The sequence below is a fragment of the Pandoraea sp. E26 genome (assembly GCF_000681415.1).
Lineage (GTDB): Bacteria > Pseudomonadota > Gammaproteobacteria > Burkholderiales > Burkholderiaceae > Pandoraea > Pandoraea pnomenusa.
Map to the genome: position 1 here is coordinate 20,823 of NZ_AYXJ01000012.1, position 22,434 is coordinate 43,256.

18 protein-coding genes are annotated in these 22,434 nt (G+C 63.7%); 2 read left to right on the forward strand and 16 right to left on the reverse strand.

The annotated features are described in order from the left end of the window. Positions 1–7: 7 nt before the first annotated feature. The 8 genes from pstB to W930_RS0109420 form a co-directional block, all read right to left on the reverse strand. Positions 8–790, reverse strand: coding sequence for a phosphate ABC transporter ATP-binding protein PstB (pstB, locus tag W930_RS0109385; protein WP_023595192.1), 783 nt, complete (start codon positions 788–790; stop codon positions 8–10). A 66-nt stretch (positions 791–856) separates the two neighbouring features. Next, the gene (gene pstA, locus W930_RS0109390; RefSeq protein ID WP_023871785.1) at positions 857–1,753 is read right to left on the reverse strand and encodes a phosphate ABC transporter permease PstA; all 897 of its coding nucleotides are present in this window, start codon (positions 1,751–1,753) and stop codon (positions 857–859) included. Then, a complete protein-coding gene (gene pstC / locus W930_RS0109395) occupies positions 1,753–2,727 on the reverse strand; it encodes a phosphate ABC transporter permease PstC (protein ID WP_023871786.1) in 975 nt (324 codons plus the stop codon). The genes pstA and pstC overlap by 1 nt, the downstream gene beginning before the upstream one ends. Positions 2,728–2,863: 136 nt before the next feature. Further along, complete coding sequence (gene pstS / locus W930_RS0109400; RefSeq protein WP_023595189.1) at positions 2,864–3,898, reverse strand: phosphate ABC transporter substrate-binding protein PstS; 1,035 nt, start codon at positions 3,896–3,898, stop codon at positions 2,864–2,866. Between the two features lie 575 nt (positions 3,899–4,473). Continuing rightward, positions 4,474–5,817, reverse strand: coding sequence for a phosphoglucosamine mutase (gene glmM, locus W930_RS0109405; protein ID WP_023871787.1), 1,344 nt, complete (start codon positions 5,815–5,817; stop codon positions 4,474–4,476). Between the two features lie 173 nt (positions 5,818–5,990). After that, on the reverse strand, positions 5,991–6,881 hold the full coding sequence (folP, locus tag W930_RS26790; RefSeq protein ID WP_024788457.1) for a dihydropteroate synthase: 891 nt from the start codon (positions 6,879–6,881) through the stop codon (positions 5,991–5,993). Between the two features lie 315 nt (positions 6,882–7,196). Beyond that, a complete protein-coding gene (gene ftsH / locus W930_RS0109415) occupies positions 7,197–9,071 on the reverse strand; it encodes an ATP-dependent zinc metalloprotease FtsH (protein WP_023871788.1) in 1,875 nt (624 codons plus the stop codon). A gap of 119 nt (positions 9,072–9,190) precedes the next feature. Then, positions 9,191–9,841, reverse strand: coding sequence for an RlmE family RNA methyltransferase (locus tag W930_RS0109420; RefSeq protein ID WP_023595185.1), 651 nt, complete (start codon positions 9,839–9,841; stop codon positions 9,191–9,193). 137 nt (positions 9,842–9,978) lie between these two features. Here W930_RS0109420 and yhbY point away from each other — a divergent pair, with 137 nt between their 5' ends. Beyond that, positions 9,979–10,482, forward strand: a complete 504-nt coding sequence (gene yhbY / locus W930_RS0109425; protein WP_023595184.1) for a ribosome assembly RNA-binding protein YhbY — start codon at positions 9,979–9,981, stop codon at positions 10,480–10,482. Positions 10,483–10,626: 144 nt separating this feature from the next. On the opposite strand, the gene W930_RS0109430 is transcribed toward yhbY, so the two are convergent. From W930_RS0109430 to W930_RS0109465, 8 genes are all read right to left on the reverse strand, one after another. Further along, positions 10,627–11,142 carry a DUF4149 domain-containing protein gene (locus W930_RS0109430; protein WP_051399205.1) on the reverse strand — a complete coding sequence of 172 codons (516 nt, stop codon included), beginning with the start codon at positions 11,140–11,142 and terminating at the stop codon, positions 10,627–10,629. Continuing rightward, positions 11,126–11,602 (reverse strand): transcription elongation factor GreA, encoded by a 477-nt coding sequence (gene greA, locus W930_RS0109435; RefSeq protein WP_023595182.1) that lies wholly within the window; start codon positions 11,600–11,602, stop codon positions 11,126–11,128. Before greA ends, W930_RS0109430 begins: the two co-directional genes overlap by 17 nt. Positions 11,603–11,887: 285 nt before the next feature. Beyond that, positions 11,888–15,130, reverse strand: coding sequence for a carbamoyl-phosphate synthase large subunit (carB, locus tag W930_RS0109440; protein WP_023871790.1), 3,243 nt, complete (start codon positions 15,128–15,130; stop codon positions 11,888–11,890). An 18-nt stretch (positions 15,131–15,148) separates the two neighbouring features. Beyond that, positions 15,149–15,817, reverse strand: a complete 669-nt coding sequence (gene leuE / locus W930_RS0109445; protein WP_023871791.1) for a leucine efflux protein LeuE — start codon at positions 15,815–15,817, stop codon at positions 15,149–15,151. A gap of 40 nt (positions 15,818–15,857) precedes the next feature. Next, positions 15,858–17,003 (reverse strand): glutamine-hydrolyzing carbamoyl-phosphate synthase small subunit, encoded by a 1,146-nt coding sequence (gene carA / locus W930_RS0109450; RefSeq protein ID WP_023871792.1) that lies wholly within the window; start codon positions 17,001–17,003, stop codon positions 15,858–15,860. A gap of 195 nt (positions 17,004–17,198) precedes the next feature. Continuing rightward, positions 17,199–17,960, reverse strand: a complete 762-nt coding sequence (locus tag W930_RS0109455; protein ID WP_023871793.1) for a FadR/GntR family transcriptional regulator — start codon at positions 17,958–17,960, stop codon at positions 17,199–17,201. A gap of 152 nt (positions 17,961–18,112) precedes the next feature. Then, on the reverse strand, positions 18,113–19,747 hold the full coding sequence (gene treF / locus W930_RS0109460; RefSeq protein ID WP_023871794.1) for an alpha,alpha-trehalase TreF: 1,635 nt from the start codon (positions 19,745–19,747) through the stop codon (positions 18,113–18,115). Further along, positions 19,744–20,511: an SDR family NAD(P)-dependent oxidoreductase gene (locus W930_RS0109465; RefSeq protein ID WP_023871795.1), complete on the reverse strand. Its 768-nt coding sequence runs from the start codon at positions 20,509–20,511 to the stop codon at positions 19,744–19,746. Before W930_RS0109465 ends, treF begins: the two co-directional genes overlap by 4 nt. A 443-nt stretch (positions 20,512–20,954) precedes the next feature. Here W930_RS0109465 and W930_RS0109470 point away from each other — a divergent pair, with 443 nt between their 5' ends. After that, positions 20,955–22,280: a C4-dicarboxylate transporter DctA gene (locus tag W930_RS0109470; RefSeq protein WP_023595175.1), complete on the forward strand. Its 1,326-nt coding sequence runs from the start codon at positions 20,955–20,957 to the stop codon at positions 22,278–22,280. The last annotated feature ends 154 nt before the right edge of the window (positions 22,281–22,434 follow it).

Genomic DNA, 22,434 nt, shown 5'->3' on the forward strand with positions numbered 1-22,434 from the left:
GTGGGCATCAACCGAAACGGCCGGTGATGTAGTCTTCGGTCTCTTTGCGATCCGGCTTGATGAATATCTTCTCGGTCTCGCCGAATTCGATCAGCTCGCCCAGATACATGTAGGCCGTGAAGTCCGAGCAACGCGCGGCCTGCTGCATGTTGTGCGTGACGATCACCACGGTGTAGTCGTCCTTGAGCTCGGCGATCAGCTCTTCGATACGACCGGTCGAGATCGGGTCGAGCGCTGAGCACGGCTCGTCGAGCAGGAGCACTTCCGGACGAATGGCGATGCCGCGCGCGATGCACAGACGCTGTTGCTGGCCGCCCGAGAGCCCGTACCCCGACTGTTGCAGCTTGTCCTTGACTTCGCTCCACAGCGCCGCCTTGGTCAGCGCCCACTCGACACGGTCGTCCATTTCCGAGCGCGAGAGCTTCTCGAACAGGCGCACGCCGAACGCGATGTTGTCGTAGATGGACATCGGGAACGGGGTCGGCTTCTGGAACACCATGCCGACCTTGGCGCGCAGCAGCGCGATGTCCTGCTTGCTGGTGAGCAGGTTCTCGCCGTCCATGTTGATCTCGCCCTCGGCGCGCTGCTCCGGATACAGGGCGTACATCTTGTTGAACGTGCGCAGCAGCGTCGACTTGCCGCAACCCGACGGGCCGATGAAGGCCGTGACCTTGCGATCGGGAATGCGCAGGTTGATGTTCTTGAGCGCGTGGTACTTGTCGTAGAAGAAGTTCAGGTTCTTGACTTCGATCTTCGAGGGCAGCTTGATTTCTTGGGTCGGGTTCGTCATGTTGGTCTCAACCGTCATGTAGGCGTCGTGTCGGGAGGTGTCGTTTCGCGTCGCTCGATTCGCCGGTCACTTCCTGGCAAACAGCGTGCGCGCCAGAATGTTCAGGAACAGCACCCCGAGGGTGATGATGAACACCCCCGCCCAGGCAAGCGCCTGCCACTCCGCAAACGGGCTCATGGCAAATTTGAAGATCGTGACCGGCAAGTTGGCCATCGGCTGGTTCAGGTTCATCGACCAGAACTGATTCGACAGCGCGGTGAAGAGCAGCGGCGCGGTCTCGCCCGCAATGCGCGCCACGGCCAGCAGCACCCCCGTCACGATGCCGGCGATCGAGGCCTTCAGCGTGATCTTCACGATGATGCGCCACTTCGGCGTGCCCAGCGCGAAGGCGGCCTCGCGCAGGTTGTTCGGCACCAGCTTGAGCATGTTCTCGGTCGTGCGGATCACGATCGGGATCTGCAGCAGCGCCAGCGCCACGATGCCGGCCCACGCCGAGAAGTGCCCCATCTTGGCCACGACCAGCGCATACACGAACAGGCCGATCACGATCGACGGCGCAGAGAGCAGAATGTCATTGATGAAGCGGGTGAGGCTCGCGAGCCAGGACTTCTGTCCGTATTCCGCGAGGTACACGCCCGCGAGGATGCCCAGCGGGGTGCCCAACAGCGTGGCCATGCCGACCATCACGAGGCTGCCCGCGATGGCGTTGGCCAGCCCCCCGCCGGCGGTATTCGGCGGCGGCGTCATCTCGGTGAACAGCGACAGCGACAGGCCGCCGACACCCAGCGAGAGGGTCGTGTAGAGAATCCACAGCAACCAGAGCAGGCCGAAGGCCATCGCCGCGAGCGACATGGCGATCGCGAAAATATTCTTGCGGCGGCGGTAGGCCTGGAGCCGCACGCGGGTAAAGGCGTCGGTGGGCTTCACGTCGGGCGTTTCCAGTTCGAGCGCTTGTTGGGTCATTATTTACCTTCGCTTTTCTCGAGGCGCAGCAGCATGAGCTTGGACAGCGCCAGCACCACAAAGGTGATGAAGAAGAGAATCAGGCCGAGCTCCATGAGCGCCGAGGTGTGCAGGCCCGGCCCGGCTTCGGCGAATTCGTTGGCCAGCGCCGAGGTAATGCTGTTGCCCGGCGAATACAGCGACACGTTGTCGAGCAGGTTCGTGTTGCCGATCACGAAGGTGACGGCCATGGTCTCGCCGAGCGCCCGGCCCAGGCCGAGCATGATGCCGCCGATGACGCCGGTTTTCGTGAAGGGCAGCACCACTCGCCACATCACTTCCCAGGTCGTGCAGCCGATGCCGTACGCCGATTCCTTGAGCAGCACGGGCGTGACTTCGAACACGTCGCGCATGACCGAGGCGATGTACGGAATGATCATGATCGCGAGGATGACGCCGGCCGGCAGGATACCGATGCCCAGCGGCGGACCCTGGAAGAGCGCGCCGATGACCGGCACATTGCCGAGCAGCGATTGCAGCGGCTTCTGGAAGTACTGGCTGAAGATCGGGGCGAAGATCAGCAGGCCCCACATACCGTAGACGATGCTCGGGATGGCCGCGAGCAGCTCGATGGCGGTGCCCAGCGGGCGGCGCAGCCACACGGGCGAGAGTTCCGTCAGGAAAAGTGCGATACCGAAGCTCACCGGCACCGCAATGATGAGCGCGATCACCGACGTGACGATCGTGCCGTAGATGGGGACGAGCGCGCCGAATTGCTCCGCGGGTGGATCCCACTCCTTCGTCCACAGAAAGGCGAAGCCGAACTTCTCGATCGACGGCATTGCGCTCACGATCAGCGACACGATGATGCCACCGAGCAGGAGCAGCGTGATGAACGCGGCCGCGCGTGCCAGCAGCGCGAAGAGAAAGTCGCCAACGGAAGACGGGGCGCGCTGCGCGCCCGGCGTTGCGAGGGGGCTGGTGGCTTCTGCCATGATGTCGTCTCAGCGTGAGCGCGCCGCCGGCCGGTGCCGGATCAGAGTCCGGGCTTCGGAACAGGCGGCGCGGATATTGCCGGTTTTGTGGTCACGGGCAACGCAGCCTTGCATTGCCCGATGCCTGCAAGGCGCGTTAGATACCGGCCTTGGCGGCCGATTCGGCAACCTTTGCCTTCCAGCCGGCACGGATCTGCTTGAGCACGGCTTCCGGCAGCGGGATGTAGTCCAGCTCCTTCGCCGTGTTCACGCCGTTCTTGAACGACCAGTCGAAGAACTTGAGTACGTCGGCGCTTTGCGCTTCCTTGCCCGCGTCAGCCTTCTGGTGCACCAGAACGAACGTCGCCGCCACGATCGGCCACGAATCGGCACCCTTCTCGTTGGTCAGGATCTGGTAGAACGTCTTCGACCACTCTGCCTTGCCGGCCGCGGCCGCGAACGTCTTGGCATCCGGCTCGACCGTCTTGCCGTCGGCATTCACGAGTGCCGTGTGCGTGAGCTTGTTCTGCTTGGCGTAGGCCGATTCGACATAACCGATGGCGCCCGGCAGACGTTGCACGAAGGCGGCAACGCCGTCGTTACCCTTGCCACCCGTACCGGTAGGCCAGTTGACCGTGGTGCCTTCGCCGACCTTGCTCTTCCACTCGGCGTTGACCTTCGACAGGTAGTTCGTGAACACGAAGCTCGTGCCCGAACCGTCGGCGCGGCGAACCACGGCGATGTCGGTATCCGGCAGCTTGACCTTCGGGTTCAGCTTGGCGATGGCCGGATCGTTCCACTTCTTGATCTTGCCCAGGTAGATGTCGCCCAGCACTTCGCCCGACAGGACCAGCTCGCCAGCCTTCACACCCGGCACGTTGATGACCGGCACGATGCCGCCGACCACGGTCGGGAACTGGAACAGGCCCTGCTTGGCGAGTTCTTCATCGGTCAGCGGGGCGTCCGAGCCAGCGAAATCGACGGTCTTGGCCTGGATCTGCTTGATGCCGCCCGAGGAACCGATACCCTGGTAGTTCACCTTGTTCTGGGTCGCCTTCTGGTAGGCGTCGGCCCACTTCGTGTAGATCGGAGCGGCGAACGTGCTGCCGGCACCCGTAATCTCGCCCGCAATCGCGCCCGCGGCAAACAGAACGCCAGCCAGGCCGGCAATCGCAGTCTTCATCAGCTTCATGGATCTCTCCGAGTTGGTGTGGTACAGCGTGTGGATGGCTCGAAGCATAGATTCCGAATGTGACAGTAATGTGTCACATTCGAAAGCCCACCATCAAAGTGTCACGAAGCCGTCTTCCCATCGACACATTGCATGCAGCTTCCACACCGCTCTGGCGGTGCACAAGATCGTTGACTGGCGCGGGTTTCGGTAGATTTCGGCGACCATCCGGCACGCCTGCCGCGCACTTTTAGGCGCCGGGACCCCGCCATGACCGTGACGAATCGATGTCGGAAATTCGCCGACAACCGTCACGAAGACTGTCACAAACGGATGGCGCAATGCCCCGTAATTCCCATGATTGGATGGTGTGGTGGCGCGCGAAAGGCGTTTTCGGCGCCCCGGAAACGACAAAAGCCGCCACGAACCGTGACGGCTTTTGCGCCGGGATTGACCGGCGGGAACGATCGGGGCGAATGATATCGCGCAAGGCACCGGCAGACCGACCGCGAATGGTCGGCGACCGCCGCCGGGTGTCGGCCTGAGGGCCGGCCGGGCGACGCGTTATGACGTCATGGCGCTGTTCCGACAGGGCATTAAGCGGCCGCCTTCACGACGTTCGCCAGATGCTGGGCCAACGACGTGGCCTGCGACTCGTCGCGCGCCTCGACCATCACGCGCAGCACCGGTTCGGTGCCGGATGCGCGAATCAGCACACGGCCCGCGTCGCCGAGCTTTGCCTCGACGGCGTCGCGTTCGGCGGCAAGACGCGCGTCGGCCTGCCAGTCGTAACCGGGTATCGTGCGAACGTTGATCATGTGTTGCGGGAACAGGCGCACACCGTCGAGCAGCCGGGCCAGCGGCTTGTTGTCCGCGCGACGGATCGCCGCGAGCACCTGCAGCGCCGAGACGATGCCGTCGCCCGTGGTGTGCTTGTCCAGACACAGGATGTGCCCCGAGCCTTCCGCACCGAGCTGCCAGCCATGCTTGTGCAGTTGCTCGAGCACGTAGCGATCGCCGACCTTGGCGCGCACGAACGGCACCCCCAGGCCCTTGAGCGCCACTTCGACGGCCATGTTGGTCATCAGTGTGCCCACGGCACCGGGCACGCCGCCGTTGTCCAGACGATCCTTGACGAGCAGATACAACAGCTCGTCGCCGTTGTACAAACGTCCTGCACCGTCGACGATCTGCAGGCGGTCAGCGTCGCCGTCGAGCGCCACGCCAATGTCGGCATGGTTCGCCCGCACTGCGCGCATGAGTGCATCCGGGGCGGTCGCGCCGCAGTCTTCGTTGATGTTGAAACCGTTCGGCTGATTGCCGATCGCGATGACTTCCGCGCCCAGTTCGTGAAAAACGTGCGGCGCGATGTGATACGCCGCACCGTTGGCGCAGTCGACCACGATTTTCATGCCACGCAGGTCGAAATCGTTCGGGAAGGTGCTCTTGCAGAACTCGATGTAGCGGCCGGCGGCGTCGTCCAGGCGACGCGCCTTGCCTAGCTGCTCGGAGCGCACGCAGGACATCGGATTGCCGAGCTCCGCCTCGATCGACAGTTCGGTCTGGTCCGGCAGTTTGTTGCCGTCGGCCGAGAAGAACTTGATACCGTTGTCGTGATACGGATTGTGCGAGGCGCTGATGACGACGCCCGCCGCCAGGCGCAGTGCGCGGGTCAGGTAGGCGACCGCGGGCGTGGGCATGGGGCCCGCCATCATCGTATCGACGCCGGCGGCCGCGAACCCGGCTTCCAGCGCGGCTTCGAGCATGTAACCCGAGACCCGGGTGTCCTTGCCGATCAACACCGTCGGCCGGCCCATCGTCTGATTGCCGGCCAGCACGCGCCCGGCCGCATAGCCGAGCCGCAGCACGAACTCCGGCGTGATCGGGCTTTCGCCCACGGTGCCGCGAACACCGTCCGTCCCAAAATAGCGTCGTTTCATCTTGCTTCGTTCCCAGGTGAGGCGTCACGCCCTCGCCCCGTGGTGGGCCGGACGTGCGCGTCTTTCATTCTGTGTCTTGCTCGTCGTTCGAGCGCGAGCGGGGTGGCGATATTTTCGACGACATGCGTCCCCACTCGGTCCCCGGCCGACGTCTGGCCCGGCCTGCCATACGCCTACTCGGCGTCGCGCACCGCCTGCCATACCTTCAGGGCATCGACGGTCTCCGCCACATCGTGCACCCGCACGACAGCAGCGCCCTGCTGGGCAGCGCACAGCGCGGCCGCCACACTCGCCGTGCGGCGCTCCAGCGGCAGGGCGCGTCCGGTGATTTCGCCGAGCATTCTTTTGCGCGACATGCCCACGAGCAATGGCAGGCCGTCGCGCGAGAGCACCCGCAGATGCTTGAGCAAGGCGAGATTATGGGCGAGATTCTTGCCAAAACCGAATCCCGGATCGAGATACAGACGCGTCGGCGCAACACCGGCCGAGAGCATCGCGTCGACCCGGCCATCCAGGAAGGCCGCGACTTCGGTCACCACATCGGTGTAGATGGGCGCATCCTGCATCGTTTTCGGATCGTGCAACATGTGCATGATGCACAGCGCTGCCTCGCTGTCGCGTACCGCCTCGATCGCACCGGGCTGCTGGAAGCCCCAGATGTCGTTGATCATGTCCGCGCCGGCGGCCAGCACGGCGCGCATTACGCCCGGCTTGTAGGTGTCGATCGAAAGCGGCACGCCGCAATCGCGCAATGCCTCGACGATCGGTACGACGCGCTCGAGTTCGGCGTCCTCCGGCAATGCCTCGGCCCCCGGACGGGTCGACTCACCGCCGATGTCGAGGATATCCGCCCCGTCAGAAATCAGTTGCTCGGCATGGCGCAGCGCCGCGTCGCGCGCCACGAACTTGCCGCCGTCGGAAAACGAATCGGGCGTCACATTCAGGATGCCCATCACGTGGACACGGCTGGCATCGAGCCGGAAACGGGGGCCCAGCGCCAATGTGGCGGGACTGGCCGGGGTGTGGAGGGCATCGGCAGGCGCGACGATATCGTCGGCGGGCATCGAGGCGGAAGGCGCGGATTTCGACTGCTCAGTGGACATTCGACAGCTCGTGGCTCAGAAAAACCTGTGTGGTGGCCCGTTCGGGAGGAGCGGACCCACGCGCCCGCAAGGCGGGCATCGCTTATGGCCGTAATGTTACCGGATTCACCCTGCGTATCGACCGCGGAAACACTCGGAAACACTCGATCACGCCCATATGCCGATCGGCCAGGGCGCGCTGCGACCGCCCTCCGATGCCGCCCGGAAAATACAAAAAGGCCGGCGGTCTGCCGGCCTTCTCTGAAACGACGTGCTTTCGTCCGTCGCGGCAACCGATCACACGGTTGCCGGGGTGTTGCTCGGCTTGAGCGGCGAGTTGCCGCCCGAAGCACCACCGTTCGACGGGCCGCTCTTCGGCGGGCGCGGCGGACGGCCGTCCATGATGTCGTTGATCTGCTCGCCGTCGATGGTTTCCCACTCCATGAGCGCCTGCGTCATCGACTCGACCTTCTCGCGGTTGTCTTCCAGCAGCTTCTTGGCCAGCGCGTACTGCTCGTCGAGAATACGACGCACTTCCGCATCGACCTTTTGCTGCGTGGCTTCCGACACCGACTTGGCGGACATCCGGCCGAACACCGAATCCTGCTCCGTGTCGACGTAGACCATCGGGCCCAGGGCGTCCGACATGCCGTAGCGGGTCACCATGTCGCGCGCCAGCTTGGTCGCGCGCTCGAAGTCGTTCGATGCCCCCGTCGACATCTTGTTGATGAAGACTTCCTCGGCCGCACGACCGCCAAACAGGATCGCGATCTGCGTGAGCATGGTGTCGCGATACTCCGAATACTTGTCGTGTTCCGGCAACTGCATCGTCAGACCCAGCGCCCATCCACGCGGAATGATCGTGACCTTGTGGACCGGATCGGCCCCCGGCAGAAGCATCGCCACCACCGCGTGACCCGACTCGTGGTAGGCCGTGGCACGGCGTTCCTCGTCGCGCATGACCGCCGACTTGCGCTCGGGACCCATGAAAATCTTGTCCTTCGCGTCTTCGAAGTCGAGCATCTCGACGATGCGCTTGTTACGACGCGCCGCAAACAATGCCGCTTCGTTCACGAGGTTGGCCAGATCGGCGCCCGACATGCCCGGCGTGCCACGTGCGATGACCGATGCGTCGACGTCGTTCGCAATCGGCACCTTGCGCAGGTGCACCTTCAGGATCTGCTCGCGACCGCGGATATCCGGCAAACCGACGTAGACCTGACGGTCGAAGCGCCCCGGACGCAGCAGCGCCTTGTCCAGCACGTCCGAACGGTTGGTCGCCGCGATCACGATCACGCCCGAATTCGCTTCGAAGCCGTCCATTTCGACGAGCATCTGGTTCAGCGTCTGCTCGCGTTCGTCATTACCGCCGCCCATGCCGGCGCCACGATGGCGACCGACCGCGTCGATTTCGTCGATGAACACGATACACGGCGACTGCTTCTTGGCGTTTTCGAACATGTCGCGCACACGGGCCGCGCCCACGCCGACGAACATTTCCACGAAGTCAGAACCCGAAATGCTGAAGAACGGCACCTTGGCTTCGCCCGCGATGGCGCGTGCCAGCAGCGTCTTACCGGTTCCCGGCGGCCCGACGAGCAGCACGCCGCGTGGAATACGCCCGCCCAGCTTCTGGAATTTCTGCGGATCCTTCAGGAAGTCGACCAGCTCGCCGACCTCGTACTTGGCTTCGTCGCAGCCCGCGACGTCGGCAAAGGTGACCGGATTGGCATTCTCGTCGATGAGGCGCGCACGGGATTTACCGAAGGAAAAGGCGCCGCCCTTACCCCCGCCCTGCATCTGCCGCATCATGTAGAACCAGAAGCCGATGATCAGCAGCGTTGGTCCGAGGTAGTAAAGCGCGGACATGAGCACGTTCGGTTCGTCGTCGGCCTTGCCCGAGACCTGAACACCGTACTTCATGAGATCGCCCACCATCCAGATGTCGCCGGGCGACACGATGGTGTACTTCTGACCGTCGCTGGGCGTGACCTGAAGGCTGCGGCCCTGCACCACCACGTTCTTGATCTTGCCGTTCTTGGCATCGTCCATGAACTGGGAGTACGTCACGCCCTCCTGGACGTGCGGCTTGTCGAACTGTTTAAAAACAGTAAACAAGACCAGCGCGATGACTAACCACACCGCCGCTTTGGAAAACATATTATTGTTCAAAGCGTTGCTCCTTCATGAAATCGCTTCGCGCCAGGAATTCATTCTAATCCACTCGCAGGCACACCGCCATAGTGATTCTCTACCGCCACCATAGCGCCAGTGCGCCGGTTTGACGGGCATCAAGCCGGTTTTTTCAAACCCCGTCCGAGGATGAACGTTTCGGAAGATTTGTCTCGAGACGCCTTCGGCTTGCGCGGCGCCACGGTTTTGAACTGTTGTTTGAATTTCTCGACGATCTGGCTATAGCCGCTGCCGTGAAAACATTTGACCAGCAGCGCGCCCTCCGGTTTCAGGTGTCGTTGAGCGAAATCGAGCGCCAGATCGCATAAATGCTCGATTCGCGCGGCGTCGGCCGACGCCACTCCCGACAAGTTGGGGGCCATATCCGAAACTACAAGGTCGACTTTGCGCCCGGCAACGATTTCCTCGAGTTGCTCGAGGACGCTGTCTTCCCGGAAGTCGCCCTGCAGGAAATGGACGTCGGCGATCGGCTCCATCGGCAAGATATCGAGCGCGATGATCGTGCCGTCGATACCGCCGTCGACCCGATTGCCCTTGGCGAGCTTGTTGCGCGCGTATTGACTCCAACTGCCGGGTGTCGACCCCAGGTCGACAATCACCTGCCCCGGCTTGATGAGCCGGTCCTGTTCGTCGATTTCCTTGAGTTTATAGGCTGCGCGGGCGCGATAGCCCTCGCGCTGCGCCATTTTGACGTAGGGATCGTTGATGTGATCGTGCAGCCACGCGTGACTGAAACGGTTTTTTGCCATGATTCTTCGAAAACGCTGCAATTTGCAGGATAATACGCCCTTGCGCGCCCAAAAATGCGTGGAGCGGCCTGCCGTGCGGCAGACGCCTCACCAGCGCTCGCGGGCGCATCCTAACTCGTTTGTCTCGTCTGTTTTCTATGCCCGCTTTGACCCTGACCCCGGCGCAACGCGCCGACTTGCGCTCCGCCGCCCATGCGCTGAATCCCGTCGTTCTGATCGGCGCCGACGGCTTGACGCCGGCGGTGCTCAAGGAAATCGACGGCGCCCTCAAGGCCCACGAACTGATCAAGGTGCGCGTGTTCGGCGACGAACGCGACACGCGCGTGGCGATTTACGACACCATTTGCGACCAACTCGGTGCCGCGCCGGTGCAACACATCGGCAAACTGCTGGTCCTGTACCGTCCCACGCCCGACGAAACCGCCGAAGCCCCGGTTCGCGCCAAATCCGGCGGAACCGGAGCCACGGTCAAGGGCCGCGCCCCCCGCACTGTGACAGTCGTCAAGCACAGCACCAACGCCGGGCGACGCCCGACGGTCAAGAAAGTGACCGTTCGCGGCAACGAACGCATGACTGCCGGCGGCATCGTCAAGAAGGCCAAGAAGCGCCAGACCAGCGTCAAGCGTCAGCGCAACGACTGATCGCCGCTTCCGCTTTGTGGCGTTTGCCTAAAAGAACGCGCCCGGACAATGTCGGGCGCGTTTTTTCGTGGGCGACGGTGTTCGACGCGCCTTGACGGAGCCGCCGAGCGTTCCATCCGGCCCGGCCACCCACGCCTGCGACAATCAGCCGCGTACTGGCTGACGCCAGATCAGCACGATCCCCAACAGACTTTGCAGCAGGTAAATTCCGCTCGAAATGCCGTGAAGCATGCCGAATCGGGCGGCGAAAGCCGACTGACCGATTTCCACGCCCGCGGCTTCCGCCTGCGCACGCAAATCCGCCATGAACGGCTGCAGGCCAAACGAAGCGATCAGCACGCAGACCATCATCGCCACCGCCAACCAGCGAAGCGTTCGATAGCTGCGCGCGGCCGTGGCATCGGGCGTACGGGCGATGAGCGCCGTAGCCAGCCAGACCAGTAGCGCCCCGCAAACCAGGCTCAACCAGGCCTGCGTGTGGAATAGCCGGCCTGCGACCGTTCCGGCCACGGTGCGTGATTCGAGCACCGCAAAAAGCGTGGGCGCGACGACATAACCAATCGCCCACTGACTCCCGCACCAGAGCGTTGCCACCAGCCGGAACAACCGTTCCAGCCTGGGCGAGCCGCCGGCAGACGTCACATCAGACGTAGCGGACATCGATGATCTCGTACTCACGCACGCCGCTCGGGGCCTGCACTTCGGCCACATCGCCTGCGTACTTGCCGATGAGCGCACGTGCGATCGGCGAACTCACCGAGATCTTGCCGTGCTCCAGGTCGGCTTCATCGTCGCCGACGATCTGATACAGGACCGTGCCGCCGTTGTCGAGGTCTTCGAGTTCGACGGTGGCGGCGAACACCACGCGGCCTTCGGCGTCGAGCGCCGCGGGGTCGATGATTTGGGCCGCCGAGAGCTTCGACTCGAGTTCGGCGATGCGCCCTTCGATGAAGCCCTGCTTTTCCTTGGCGGCGTCGTATTCCGCATTTTCCGACAGATCACCCTGCGCACGGGCTTCGGCAATCGCAGTGATCACGTTCGGACGTTCGACGGTCTTCAGGCGGTGCAGCTCATTCTTGAGCAGCTCGGCGCCCCGTTTGGTCAGAGGAATGGTACTCATGCGCGTTATTCCAAAAGACAAAAAAATTGCCGCAGCAAAGCCGCATTCGCACTTTTCGCGAACGCCGCTCGACCGCGGCTGTGACACCTGTATGGCATTAGTGTAGCAGAGTTGCCGACGGCGCGACCCCGAGGGTTCGCCGGACGACATCGCGCCATCCATGAAGCGTTTGGCGCGCCCGGCGGAGATCGGTTCCCCATCGGGCGCGCCATATTTCGCGTCATCGCCCGGCGCCCCGCAGGGCGGCCGGGCGATGGCCCGCTCAGCCGGGCAAACCTGACTTCCTCAGTTCGGCAGCGAGGCGTGAAGCCCCTGGAGATCGTAGACCTCGAGGTTCTGCAGGTATTTCAGGCCTTCCACCGCGGCGCGGGCGCCCGAGATGGTCGTGTAGTACGTGACCTTGTGTGCCTGCGCCGACATGCGGATCGAGCGCGAGTCGGCGATGGCCGTGCGCGTTTCATCCACCGTGGTGAATACCAGCGCGATTTCGCCGTTCTTGATCATGTCGACGATGTGCGGACGGCCATCCTTCACCTTGTTGACCACGCGCACCGGGATGCCGGCGTCTTCGATCGCCGCCGCGGTCCCGCGCGTTGCCACGATCGGGTAACCCAGCGCGTGCAGCATGCGGGCGACCTCGACGGCACGCGGCTTGTCGGCGTCCTTGACAGTGAGCAGCACCGTGCCCGAGGCCGGCAGGCGCGAGCCGGCCGCCAGTTGCGACTTGAAGAGCGCTTCGCCGAACGTGCGGCCCACGCCCATCACTTCGCCGGTCGAGCGCATTTCCGGTCCGAGCACCGGGTCGACCCCCGGGAACTTCACGAACGGGAACACCGCTTCCTTCACGCTGAAATATGGCGGCACGACCTCGGTCGTCACGTTCTGCGACGTGAGCGACTGGCCGACCATGGCGCGCGCGGCGATCTTGGCCAGCTGACGGCCGGTGGCCTTCGAGACGTACGGCACCGTACGCGAGGCGCGCGGGTTCACTTCGAGCACATAGATCGTGTCCACGCCATTGCCCTGCTGAATCGCGAACTGCACGTTCATCAGGCCGATCACGTTGAGCGCCCTGGCCATCGCGGCCGTCTGGCGCTTGAGTTCGGCGACCGTTTCGGCCGACAGCGAGTACGGCGGCAGCGAGCAGGCCGAGTCGCCCGAGTGCACGCCGGCCTGTTCGATGTGCTCCATCACGCCGCCGATATACACGTCGGTACCGTCCGAGATGCAGTCGACGTCGCATTCGATGGCGTCGTCCAGGAAGCGGTCGAGCAGCACGGGGCTATCGTTGCTCACCTTGACGGCTTCGCGCATGTAGCGCTCGAGGTCACGCGGCTCGTGAACGATTTCCATCGCGCGGCCACCCAGCACGTACGAAGGACGCACGACCAGGGGATAGCCGATTTCCGAGGCCAGCTTCAGGGCTTCGTCCTCGGCGCGCGCCGTGCGGTTGGGCGGCTGACGCAGACCGAGGTCGTTGAGCAGCTTCTGGAAACGCTCGCGGTCTTCCGCGGCATCGATCATGTCCGGGCTGGTGCCGACGATGGGCACGCCGTTCGCCTCGAGATCGAGGGCGAGCTTCAGCGGCGTCTGACCGCCGTACTGCACGATCACGCCGGCCGGCTTCTCGAGGTCGACGATTTCCAGCACGTCCTCGAGCGTCACCGGTTCGAAGTACAGACGATCGGACGTGTCGTAGTCCGTCGACACCGTTTCCGGGTTGCAGTTGACCATGATGGTCTCGTACCCGTCCTCGCGCAGCGCGAGCGCCGCGTGCACGCAGCAGTAATCGAACTCGATGCCCTGACCGATCCGGTTCGGGCCGCCGCCAAGCACCATGATCTTCTTCTTGTTGGTCGGCTGGGCTTCGCACTCTTCCTCATAGGTCGAGTACATGTAAGCGGTATTGGTCGAGAATTCGGCCGCGCACGTGTCCACGCGCTTGTAGACCGGGCGCACCTTCTGCGCGATGCGCGCGCGGCGCACGGCGGTCTGGTCGGTATCCAGCAGCTTGGCCAGGCGGCGATCGGAGAAACCGCTTTGCTTCAGGAAGCGCAGTTCTTCGGTCGACAGGCTCTCCAGCGTGCGGCCGGCGAGCGCCTTTTCCTTCTTGACGATGTCTTCGAGCTGGGCGAGGAACCACGGGTCGATGGCCGTCTCGGCGTAGACCTCCTCGAGGCTCATGCCGATGCGGAACGCGTCGCCGACGTACCAGATGCGGTCCGGGCCCGGTTCACCGATTTCGGCCACGATCTCGTCGCGATCGGTCGACTTCTCGTCCAGACCGTCCACGCCGACTTCCAGACCGCGCATGGCCTTCTGGAACGATTCCTGGAACGTGCGGCCCATGGCCATCACTTCCCCGACCGACTTCATCTGCGTGGTCAGGCGGGCGTCGGCTTCGCGGAACTTCTCGAAGGCGAAACGGGGCACCTTGGTCACGACATAGTCGATGGTCGGCTCGAACGAAGCCGGCGTGGCGCCGCCAGTGATTTCGTTGCGCAGTTCGTCGAGCGTATAGCCCACGGCAAGCTTGGCGGCGACCTTCGCGATCGGGAACCCGGTGGCCTTCGAGGCCAGTGCCGACGAGCGCGACACGCGGGGGTTCATCTCGATGACGACCATGCGGCCGTCCTTCGGGTTGATCGAGAACTGGACATTCGAGCCGCCCGTCTCCACGCCGATCTCGCGCAATACGGCGAGCGACGCGTTGCGCAGCAACTGGTATTCCTTGTCGGTGAGCGTTTGCGCGGGGGCGACGGTAATCGAGTCGCCGGTGTGCACGCCCATCGGGTCGAGGTTTTCGATCGAGCAGACGATGATGCAGTTATCGGCGCGATCGCGCACGACCTCCATCTCGAACTCCTTCCAGCCGAGCAGCGACTCCTCGATGAGGAGTTCGCGCGTGGGCGAGAGGTCGAGACCGCGCTTGCAGATCTCTTCGAATTCCTCGCGGTTGTAGGCAATGCCGCCGCCCGAGCCGCCGAGCGTGAACGACGGACGGATCACCATCGGATAGCCGCTGCCGCCGGTCTCGGCCGTGATCTGCGCCTGCACGGCCAGGGCGTCTTCCATCGAGTGGGCGATGCCCGACTTGGCCGAACCGAGACCGATCTTGGTCATCGCGTCCTTGAACTTCTGGCGGTCTTCGGCCTTGTCGATGGCTTCGGGCGACGCGCCGATGAGTTCCACCTTGTACTTGTCGAGCACGCCGTGGCGGTGCAGGTCGAGCGCGCAGTTCAGCGCGGTCTGGCCGCCCATCGTCGGCAGGATCGCGTCCGGGCGCTCCTTGGCGATGATGCGCTCGACGACTTCCCACGTGATCGGTTCGATGTAGGTCACATCGGCCGTATCCGGGTCGGTCATGATCGTGGCCGGGTTGCTGTTGATCAGAATGACCTTGTAGCCTTCCTCGCGCAGGGCCTTGCAGGCCTGTGCGCCGGAATAATCGAACTCGCATGCCTGACCGATGATGATCGGGCCGGCGCCGATGATGAGGATGCTCTTGATGTCTGTGCGCTTTGGCATAACGTTCTCAACAAAAATTTAACTCAGCGTCGCGGTCGCCAGCTTCACACCGAAGCCAACGAACAGCGCGCCCACGCCGCCGGTTGCCCCGGCGCTCAACCGGCGACGTTGCCGGAAGTGCTCGGCCAGGCGGTAACCGGCCAGGATCAGCGTGCTCAGGTACAGGAAACTGCAGGTCTGCACGATCGCGCCCAGCACCGCGAACGACACGGCGGGGTGGGCGTAGCCCGGATCGACGAACTGGATGAAGAACGACACGCAGAACAGGATCGCCTTGGGATTCAGCAGGCTGATGAACAGCGCGCGCTTGAACGGGTGATCCGCGTCGACGTGCTTCGGCGCGGCGACCGACGCCGCGGCGCTGGCCCGTGCGGCCCGCGCATTCGCGAGCGCGCCGCGCAGCATGTTCAGGCCCATCCAGCAAAGATAGGCGGCGCCGAGGTACTTCACTACGAAGAAGAGTGCCGGTTGGGCGTGCAGCAGCGAGGCCACGCCCGCGGCCGACAGCGTCATGAGGATCGTGTCGCCCAGGAACACGCCGCACGCCCCCGCATAGCCCTGGCGCACGCCGCGCTGCGCGGCCACCGACAGCACATACAGCGAGTTCGGTCCCGGCAGCAGAATGATCACCACCACCCCGGCCAGATAGGTCCAGAGGTTGACGATGCCGATCGAGGTTCCGAGCATGTGACGTGATTCCTTGTCCGTTGTTCGTCGTCGCCGTGCCTTACGCCGGCTGCTTGGCGTCGGCCATCGACTGCACGAAGCGGTCGAACAGATAGCCGATGTCGTGCGGGCCGGGCGACGCTTCCGGGTGGCCCTGGAAACAGAAGGCCGGGCGGTCCGTCAGCTCGAAGCCTTGCAGCGTGCCGTCGAACAGCGACACGTGCGACACGCGGGCGTTGGCGGGCAGGCTGTTTGCATCGACAGCGAAACCGTGGTTTTGCGACGTGATGACCACGCGGCCGGTTGCCAGATCCTTCACCGGATGGTTGGCGCCGTGGTGGCCGGTCTTCATCTTGAGCGTCCTGGCGCCGACGGCCAGGCCCATGATCTGGTGGCCGAGGCAGATACCGAACGTCGGGATGCGTCGCTCGAGGAAGGTCTTGGTGGCGGCAATGGCGTAATCGCACGGCTCCGGGTCACCGGGGCCGTTCGAGAGGAATACGCCGTCCGGGTTGAGGGCGAACACCTCGTCAGCCGAGCTTTGGGCGGGCAGGACGGTGACCTTGCAGCCGCGTTCGGCCAGCATGCGCAGGATGTTGCGCTTGACGCCGTAATCGAGCGCGACCACGTGGAATTTCGGGTGCTTCAGTTCGCCGTAGCCTTCCTCGAGCGTCCATTCCGTTTGCGTCCACGAATACTGTTCCGTGGTCGAGACGACCTTGGCGAGGTCCATGCCGGCCAGTCCCGGGAACGACTGTGCGAGGGCGATGGCCTTGGCTTCGTCCGCCTCTTCTCCTGCGAGGATGCAACCGTTCTGGGCACCCTTGTCGCGCAGGATACGGGTCAGGCGGCGCGTATCAATGCCGGCGATGGCAACGACGCCTTCATCCTTCAGATATTGCGAGAGCGTCTTGTTGGCGCGGAAATTCGAGTCGAGGATCGGGAGATCCTTGATGATCAGGCCGGCGGCATGGACTTTCGTGGCTTCGACGTCTTCACCGTTGACGCCCGTGTTGCCGATGTGCGGATACGTCAGCGTGACGATCTGGCGCGCATAGCTGGGGTCGGTGAGGATTTCCTGGTAGCCGGTAATGGCCGTATTGAAGACCACTTCACCGATGGTGTGACCGGCAGCGCCGATGGCGTACCCACGAAAGACCGTGCCGTCAGCGAGCGCGAGAATGGCGGGTGGGAATGACGGCAGCACGGGAAACTCCTGAAGGGTTCACCCCGGCTGCCAGCCCCATCGTCCGCTCGCGATGACATCAGCGCGGGCACCGGAATTGCGCGAAATATGCGCACAGCGGATGCTCGGACTGCGGACGAGATGTCAGGCGGGTAGGCGCTAGGGTGAGGGTTAAATGACTAAAACCTTTAAAGTATAGCGCAAAACCGATGCATCTCAAAGCTGAACGTGTGGGGCACCAGTACGCTCTGCGTTCTCACGAGGGGGCAAGGTGTCGGGCGACGAATACGCAGAGGGGATAGGAAAATGAATGCCCGCTCGCTGGGCTGCCAGCACGATATGGCGTTCCATCGCGGCCCCGGCGGCGGCGCCATCGCGTCGTCGCAGGGCGTTCAGGATCTCCAGATGTTCATGATAGGTGGAAAGCACGAGTTCGCGCTGATAGAACGGCAGGCGCTGGCTCTCCATGACGATGTCAGTGCTGCCGCGCAAAATGTCTGCGATGGCGCCGTTGCCGGCCAGCCCCACGATACGCAGGTGAAAAGCGAAGTCCAGCTGGGCGGCGGTATCCACATCGCCCTCGATCAGGGCGGCCTTCATCGACTCGACATTGTCCGTGAGCCAGTCGATCTCGTCGGCACTGGCGGCGTGGGCGGCAAGCCGGGTCGAGAAGCCTTCCAGGGCAAAGCGCAGTTGGTAAGTATCGGCGAGCGAGATCTGGTCGGCGAAGCGCCAGGCGACGCCGACCCGTGCCGAAGCGTCGTTCACGTACACCCCTTTGCCGGGGCGGATCGCGACCATCCCGAGCGCTTCGAGCGTCGAGAGCGCCTCGCGCAGCGAGGCGCGACTGATCGCCAGCTCTTCGGCGAGCTGGCGCTGCGAGGGCAGCATCGCGCCGGCGGGATAAACCTGGCGTTCGATGCGCTCGCGGATAGTGGCGACGGCGGCGTCGGTTACGGCATGCGCCGAATGCTTCATGAGGCCTCACTGGGAATGCGGGGATTCGTAAGGCGCATTGTACGACGCCAAATATCGGTCCGGTGCCAGCCTGCCGGGCGCCCGGAAGCCCGACAGCCGTTTCCGCGCGCGCCTTGCCGGACACGCCTGCGCGGCCCCGACCATTTGCCGGATCAATTGCCTGGCGTGCGGCCTTGCGCCGTCGCCTGATGCGCGTCGTGTTCCGGATGATCGCCGAGCAGGCGTCTCACCACGCCGTTGGTCCAGCCGAAGCCGTCCTGCAGCGGATACTCGCCGCCGCCCCCGCCGCTCGCGCACATGGCGTCGCTCGTATGCAGCGAGTACTTTTCCACGAGCTTGCTCTCACGGACATACAGGGCGCTGACGGTCGAGAGCCAGCGGTGGGCGATATCCCTCGCCAGGGCTTGCTCGCCGTACTTGCGAAGGCCATGGATGGCGATCCATTGCAACGGGGCCCAGCCGTTGGGCGGGTCCCACTGTTGCAAACTCGACGCCTGGGTCGTGCGCAGACCGCCGGCGGCGATCAGATGGTCGCGCAGCGTGTCGGCCGTGCGTTGCGCCTGCGCCGGCGAGGCCAGCCCGACGAAGAGCGGGGTGGCCGCGGCCGCGCTCAGGCAAGTTCGGCGTTGCCCGCGCTGCCAGTCATAGTCGAGGAAGGCGCCAACCTCGTCGCTCCAGAGGTAGCGGGTCATCGCATCGCGCCGGGCCAGTGCGCGGGCGGCGAACGCGTGTGCGGCCTGCGAGTCGCCGGCGGCCTGGGCGAGGCAGGCCAGTTGGCGTTCCGAGGCGTACAGAAAGCTGTTCAGGTCCACGGGGACGATAGCCGTGGTGCGGATCGACGAGAGGTCATTGACGTCATCGAGCCAGCGCGAACTGAAGTCCCAGCCCGACGCCGCGCCTGCGCGGAGATCGCGATACACCTCGCCGGCGGGTCGGTGCGGGGCATGCAGCGCCGTATTCACGTCCTCCAGATAGCCCTCCTCGCGTGGCGTATCGCGCTCGTCCCAATAGCGGTTCAGGCAGGCACCGTCGGGCATGCGCACGACATGACGCCGGGCGTCGCCGGGTGCGAGCGACGCCTCGCCGTCCATCCAGTACTCGTACTCACGTCGCAGATGCGGCAGATAGCGCAGGGCGCGGTCCACGCCGTGCGACTCGAAAAGTTCGACCATCAGGCCGTACATCGGCGGTTGCGAACGGCTGAGGTAATAGGTGCGATTGCCATTCGGAATGTGGCCATAGGTGTCGATGAGAAACGAGAAATTGTCGGCCATGCTCACCAGCAGGTCATGGCGGCCGCTGCTGGCGAGTCCGAGCATCGTGAAATACGAATCCCAGTAATAGAGCTCGTGAAAGCGTCCGCCGGGCACCACATAGGCACGAGGCAACGGCAACAGCGAACTGCACGCCGGGTGGGCTTCCGGCTCGCGCGTAAGCACGTCCCACAGACCGTCGATGTGGGGTACCAGTGCCTGCCCCGGCGCCGACACATAATGGCTTGGCGGTGTGCGCTCCAGCGTGAAATACGTGGCCACGAAGCGTGACAGATCGAAGCCGGGCACTTGCGCGCTTTCCCGATAGCGGCGCAGCACCTCCTCCGGAGCCAGCGAAGGAACGCAATCGACGAACGTCTTGCTGTCGGGAAAGATGCGTTGCGTCTGCACGGCGACGAACAGTTCCTGATATCGGTCGGCAGGCGTGAGCACGTCCGACGGCGCCGAGTGCGCGACATCCGGCGTCATGCCGCCCCGTGCGAGCGTGCGTTGAGCGGTGTCCGTCATCGTCATTGCTCCGAATAATTCCAGAGCAGGCCGCCGTCGATGAACAGAGTCGTGCCGGTGATATAGCTTGCCTCCGGCGAGGCGAGGAACAATACCGCGTTGGCCACCTCGCTGGGATCCGCCAGGCGTCCGAGGGGAATGTTCGCCACCAGCGCATCGAGCTGGGCCTTGTTCGCGAGCAGGTGCTGATTGATCGGCGTGCCCACCGCGCCCGGGGCCACGTTATTGATGGCAATGCCGAGCGGGGCGAGTTCGATGGCAAGGTTGCGCATCATCATCTTCATGCCGCCCTTGCTTGCGCAGTAGCTGGCGAAATGCGGAAACGGCAGCTCCTCATGAACCGAGCTCACGTTGACGATGCGCCCGCCGCGCTTCGTGTCCCGGAGATGCTTCACAAACGCCTGCGTCACAAAAAACGCCCCCTTCAGATTCACGTCCATCACCAGGTCGTAATCGTCCTCCGTTACCTCCAGGAACGGGGCGCGGCGTTCCACACCGGCGTTATTGACCAACACGTCCACGCGGCCCATAGCCTCGACCGCCTGCTCGATCACCGCGCGGTCGTCGGCGACACTGCCCACATCTCCCGCGATCACGCAGCCGTCGCTGCCGGCCTTGCGCACGAAATCGAGTGTCTGCTCGGCCATCGCATTGTCCAGCCGGTCCTCGATCACCAGCCGCGCGCCCTCCTGGGCCAGCCGGATCGCGATCGCGCGCCCGATACCCTGCCCGCTGCCGGTGACCAGAACCACCGTGTCCTTCATCCGCATGGCGCCTCCCTGCTTCGTCGGTTTGGGGAAATCCGTGCACGCCACCCGAGGATCCGTCTGCCCCGAACCACGTGCCCGATACCAGTGCGACCGAAGGGCGGAAAGTGAAGTTCACACCGAATGCCCCCGGATTCGCCTGACAAAACAAAGGCTTTCGAGCGGATCGTCGCTACCGGTGAAGTCGGCCCTGGCGCATCACCCCGTCCTAGGGAATCCCCTCACAAGACTCACCTTGACCTCACTATATTGACTTTCTAATATTCGCCATAACACCACTGGTCAGACCGGTATGACGTGTTTAACTACACTGGAAAGTGGTGGATGAGTGCGCAGCGCTCATCGATGCGGTAGATGCACAGAGCCAGCCCCCCGAGAGCAGTCCGTCAGACGTAGAAATCGCGAAATCCGAGAGAGTGATTTGCGCAGGCAGAGGAGACAAAACCATGCCCAAGCTGTTTCGTTCGTTGTTTGGCCGAGTTGTCATAGCGTTGATCGTTGGTGTGGCGCTCGGCATATGGTTTCCGCAGTTGGGAGAGTCATTGCGCCCCTTGGGCGACGGCTTTCTGAAATTGATCAAGATGGTCATCGGCCCCATCGTCTTCTGCGTGGTGGTGAGTGGCATGGCGAGCGCGGGCGATTTGCGTAAAGTCGGCCGGGTGGGCGTCAAGGCCGTGTTGTACTTCGAGATCATCACCACCTTCGCGCTCGTGATTGGCGCCGTGCTTGCGTGGGTCACGCGTCCGGGCGTGGGCATGAACATCGACATTCACAGCCTCGATCCGAGCGCCATGTCCGCGTACACCGAGAATGCGAAGAGCCTCAAAGACACTGCGGGCTTCCTGTTGAAGATCATTCCCGACACCATCACCGACGCCTTTGCCAAGGGCGACATCCTGCAGATCCTCGTGTTTTCCGTGATGTTCGGTTGCGCACTTGCGGCCATCGGCGAGCGCGGCCGTCCCGTCGCGCGCTTCATCGACGACCTAAGCCATGTCTTCTTTCGCGTGATGGCGTTCATCATCCGGCTGGCGCCGTTGGGCGTGCTGGGGGCGGTGGCATTCACCACCGGCAAATACGGCGCGGCGTCGCTCAAACAGTTGGGCATGCTCGTCCTCGTGTTCTACCTGAGCTGCTTCGTCTTCGTCACCGTCGTACTGGGGGGTGTGTTGCGTCTGGCGGGCTTCAACATCTTCAAGTTCATCAAATACTTCCGTGAAGAGCTGTCCATCGTGCTGGGTACCGCGTCGTCCGATGCCGTGTTGCCGACCATCATGCGCAAGCTCGAATGGATGGGGATCAAGAAATCGACCGTGGGCCTCGTCGTGCCAACCGGTTACTCCTTCAACCTCGACGGGTTCTCCATCTACCTCACCCTGGCGGTCATCTTCATTGCGCAGGCGACCAACACCCCGCTGTCGATCCACGACCTCATTCTCGTCGTGCTCGTGTCGCTGCTCACGTCCAAGGGCGCGCATGGCATTCCCGGATCGGCCATCGTCATTCTCGCGGCGACATTGACTGCCATTCCGGCCATTCCGGTGATCGGGCTCGTGTTGATCCTGCCCGTGGACTGGTTCGTCGGCATTGCGCGGGCCATCACCAACCTGCTCGGCAACTGCGTGGCAACGCTCGTCGTGGCCGCGTGGGAAAAAGACGTCGACTTCGCAAGAGCGCACAAAGTCCTCGACGGCGCCCTGCCCTACGAACCGATTTCCGAGTCTGCCGGGGCTGAATCCGGCGCACCGGTCAACGCCGCCCTGACACGCTGAAATACAGCACCATTCAAACCGCGGGTGCCTGGCGATGCCTGGCGCCTGCCCGAACCCGCTTAAGGCCGACGTCAGTCGTCGGCCACATACCTTGGAGTCAACTGCAACATGGCCCTCGCCCCGCAAGATCCGAGCGCACCGGAATTCGTGCGCC

Coding starts and splice junctions, on each gene's coding strand:
- pstB (WP_023595192.1), bottom strand. CDS start 790: ATGACGAACCCGACCCAAGAAATCAAGCTGCCCTCGAAGATCGAAGTC.
- pstA (WP_023871785.1), bottom strand. CDS start 1,753: ATGACCCAACAAGCGCTCGAACTGGAAACGCCCGACGTGAAGCCCACC.
- pstC (WP_023871786.1), bottom strand. CDS start 2,727: ATGGCAGAAGCCACCAGCCCCCTCGCAACGCCGGGCGCGCAGCGCGCC.
- pstS (WP_023595189.1), bottom strand. CDS start 3,898: ATGAAGCTGATGAAGACTGCGATTGCCGGCCTGGCTGGCGTTCTGTTT.
- glmM (WP_023871787.1), bottom strand. CDS start 5,817: ATGAAACGACGCTATTTTGGGACGGACGGTGTTCGCGGCACCGTGGGC.
- folP (WP_024788457.1), bottom strand. CDS start 6,881: ATGCCCGCCGACGATATCGTCGCGCCTGCCGATGCCCTCCACACCCCG.
- W930_RS0109420 (WP_023595185.1), bottom strand. CDS start 9,841: ATGGCAAAAAACCGTTTCAGTCACGCGTGGCTGCACGATCACATCAAC.
- yhbY (WP_023595184.1), top strand. CDS start 9,979: ATGCCCGCTTTGACCCTGACCCCGGCGCAACGCGCCGACTTGCGCTCC.
- W930_RS0109430 (WP_051399205.1), bottom strand. CDS start 11,142: ATGTCCGCTACGTCTGATGTGACGTCTGCCGGCGGCTCGCCCAGGCTG.
- greA (WP_023595182.1), bottom strand. CDS start 11,602: ATGAGTACCATTCCTCTGACCAAACGGGGCGCCGAGCTGCTCAAGAAT.
- carB (WP_023871790.1), bottom strand. CDS start 15,130: ATGCCAAAGCGCACAGACATCAAGAGCATCCTCATCATCGGCGCCGGC.
- leuE (WP_023871791.1), bottom strand. CDS start 15,817: ATGCTCGGAACCTCGATCGGCATCGTCAACCTCTGGACCTATCTGGCC.
- W930_RS0109455 (WP_023871793.1), bottom strand. CDS start 17,960: ATGAAGCATTCGGCGCATGCCGTAACCGACGCCGCCGTCGCCACTATC.
- treF (WP_023871794.1), bottom strand. CDS start 19,747: ATGACGATGACGGACACCGCTCAACGCACGCTCGCACGGGGCGGCATG.
- W930_RS0109465 (WP_023871795.1), bottom strand. CDS start 20,511: ATGCGGATGAAGGACACGGTGGTTCTGGTCACCGGCAGCGGGCAGGGT.
- W930_RS0109470 (WP_023595175.1), top strand. CDS start 20,955: ATGCCCAAGCTGTTTCGTTCGTTGTTTGGCCGAGTTGTCATAGCGTTG.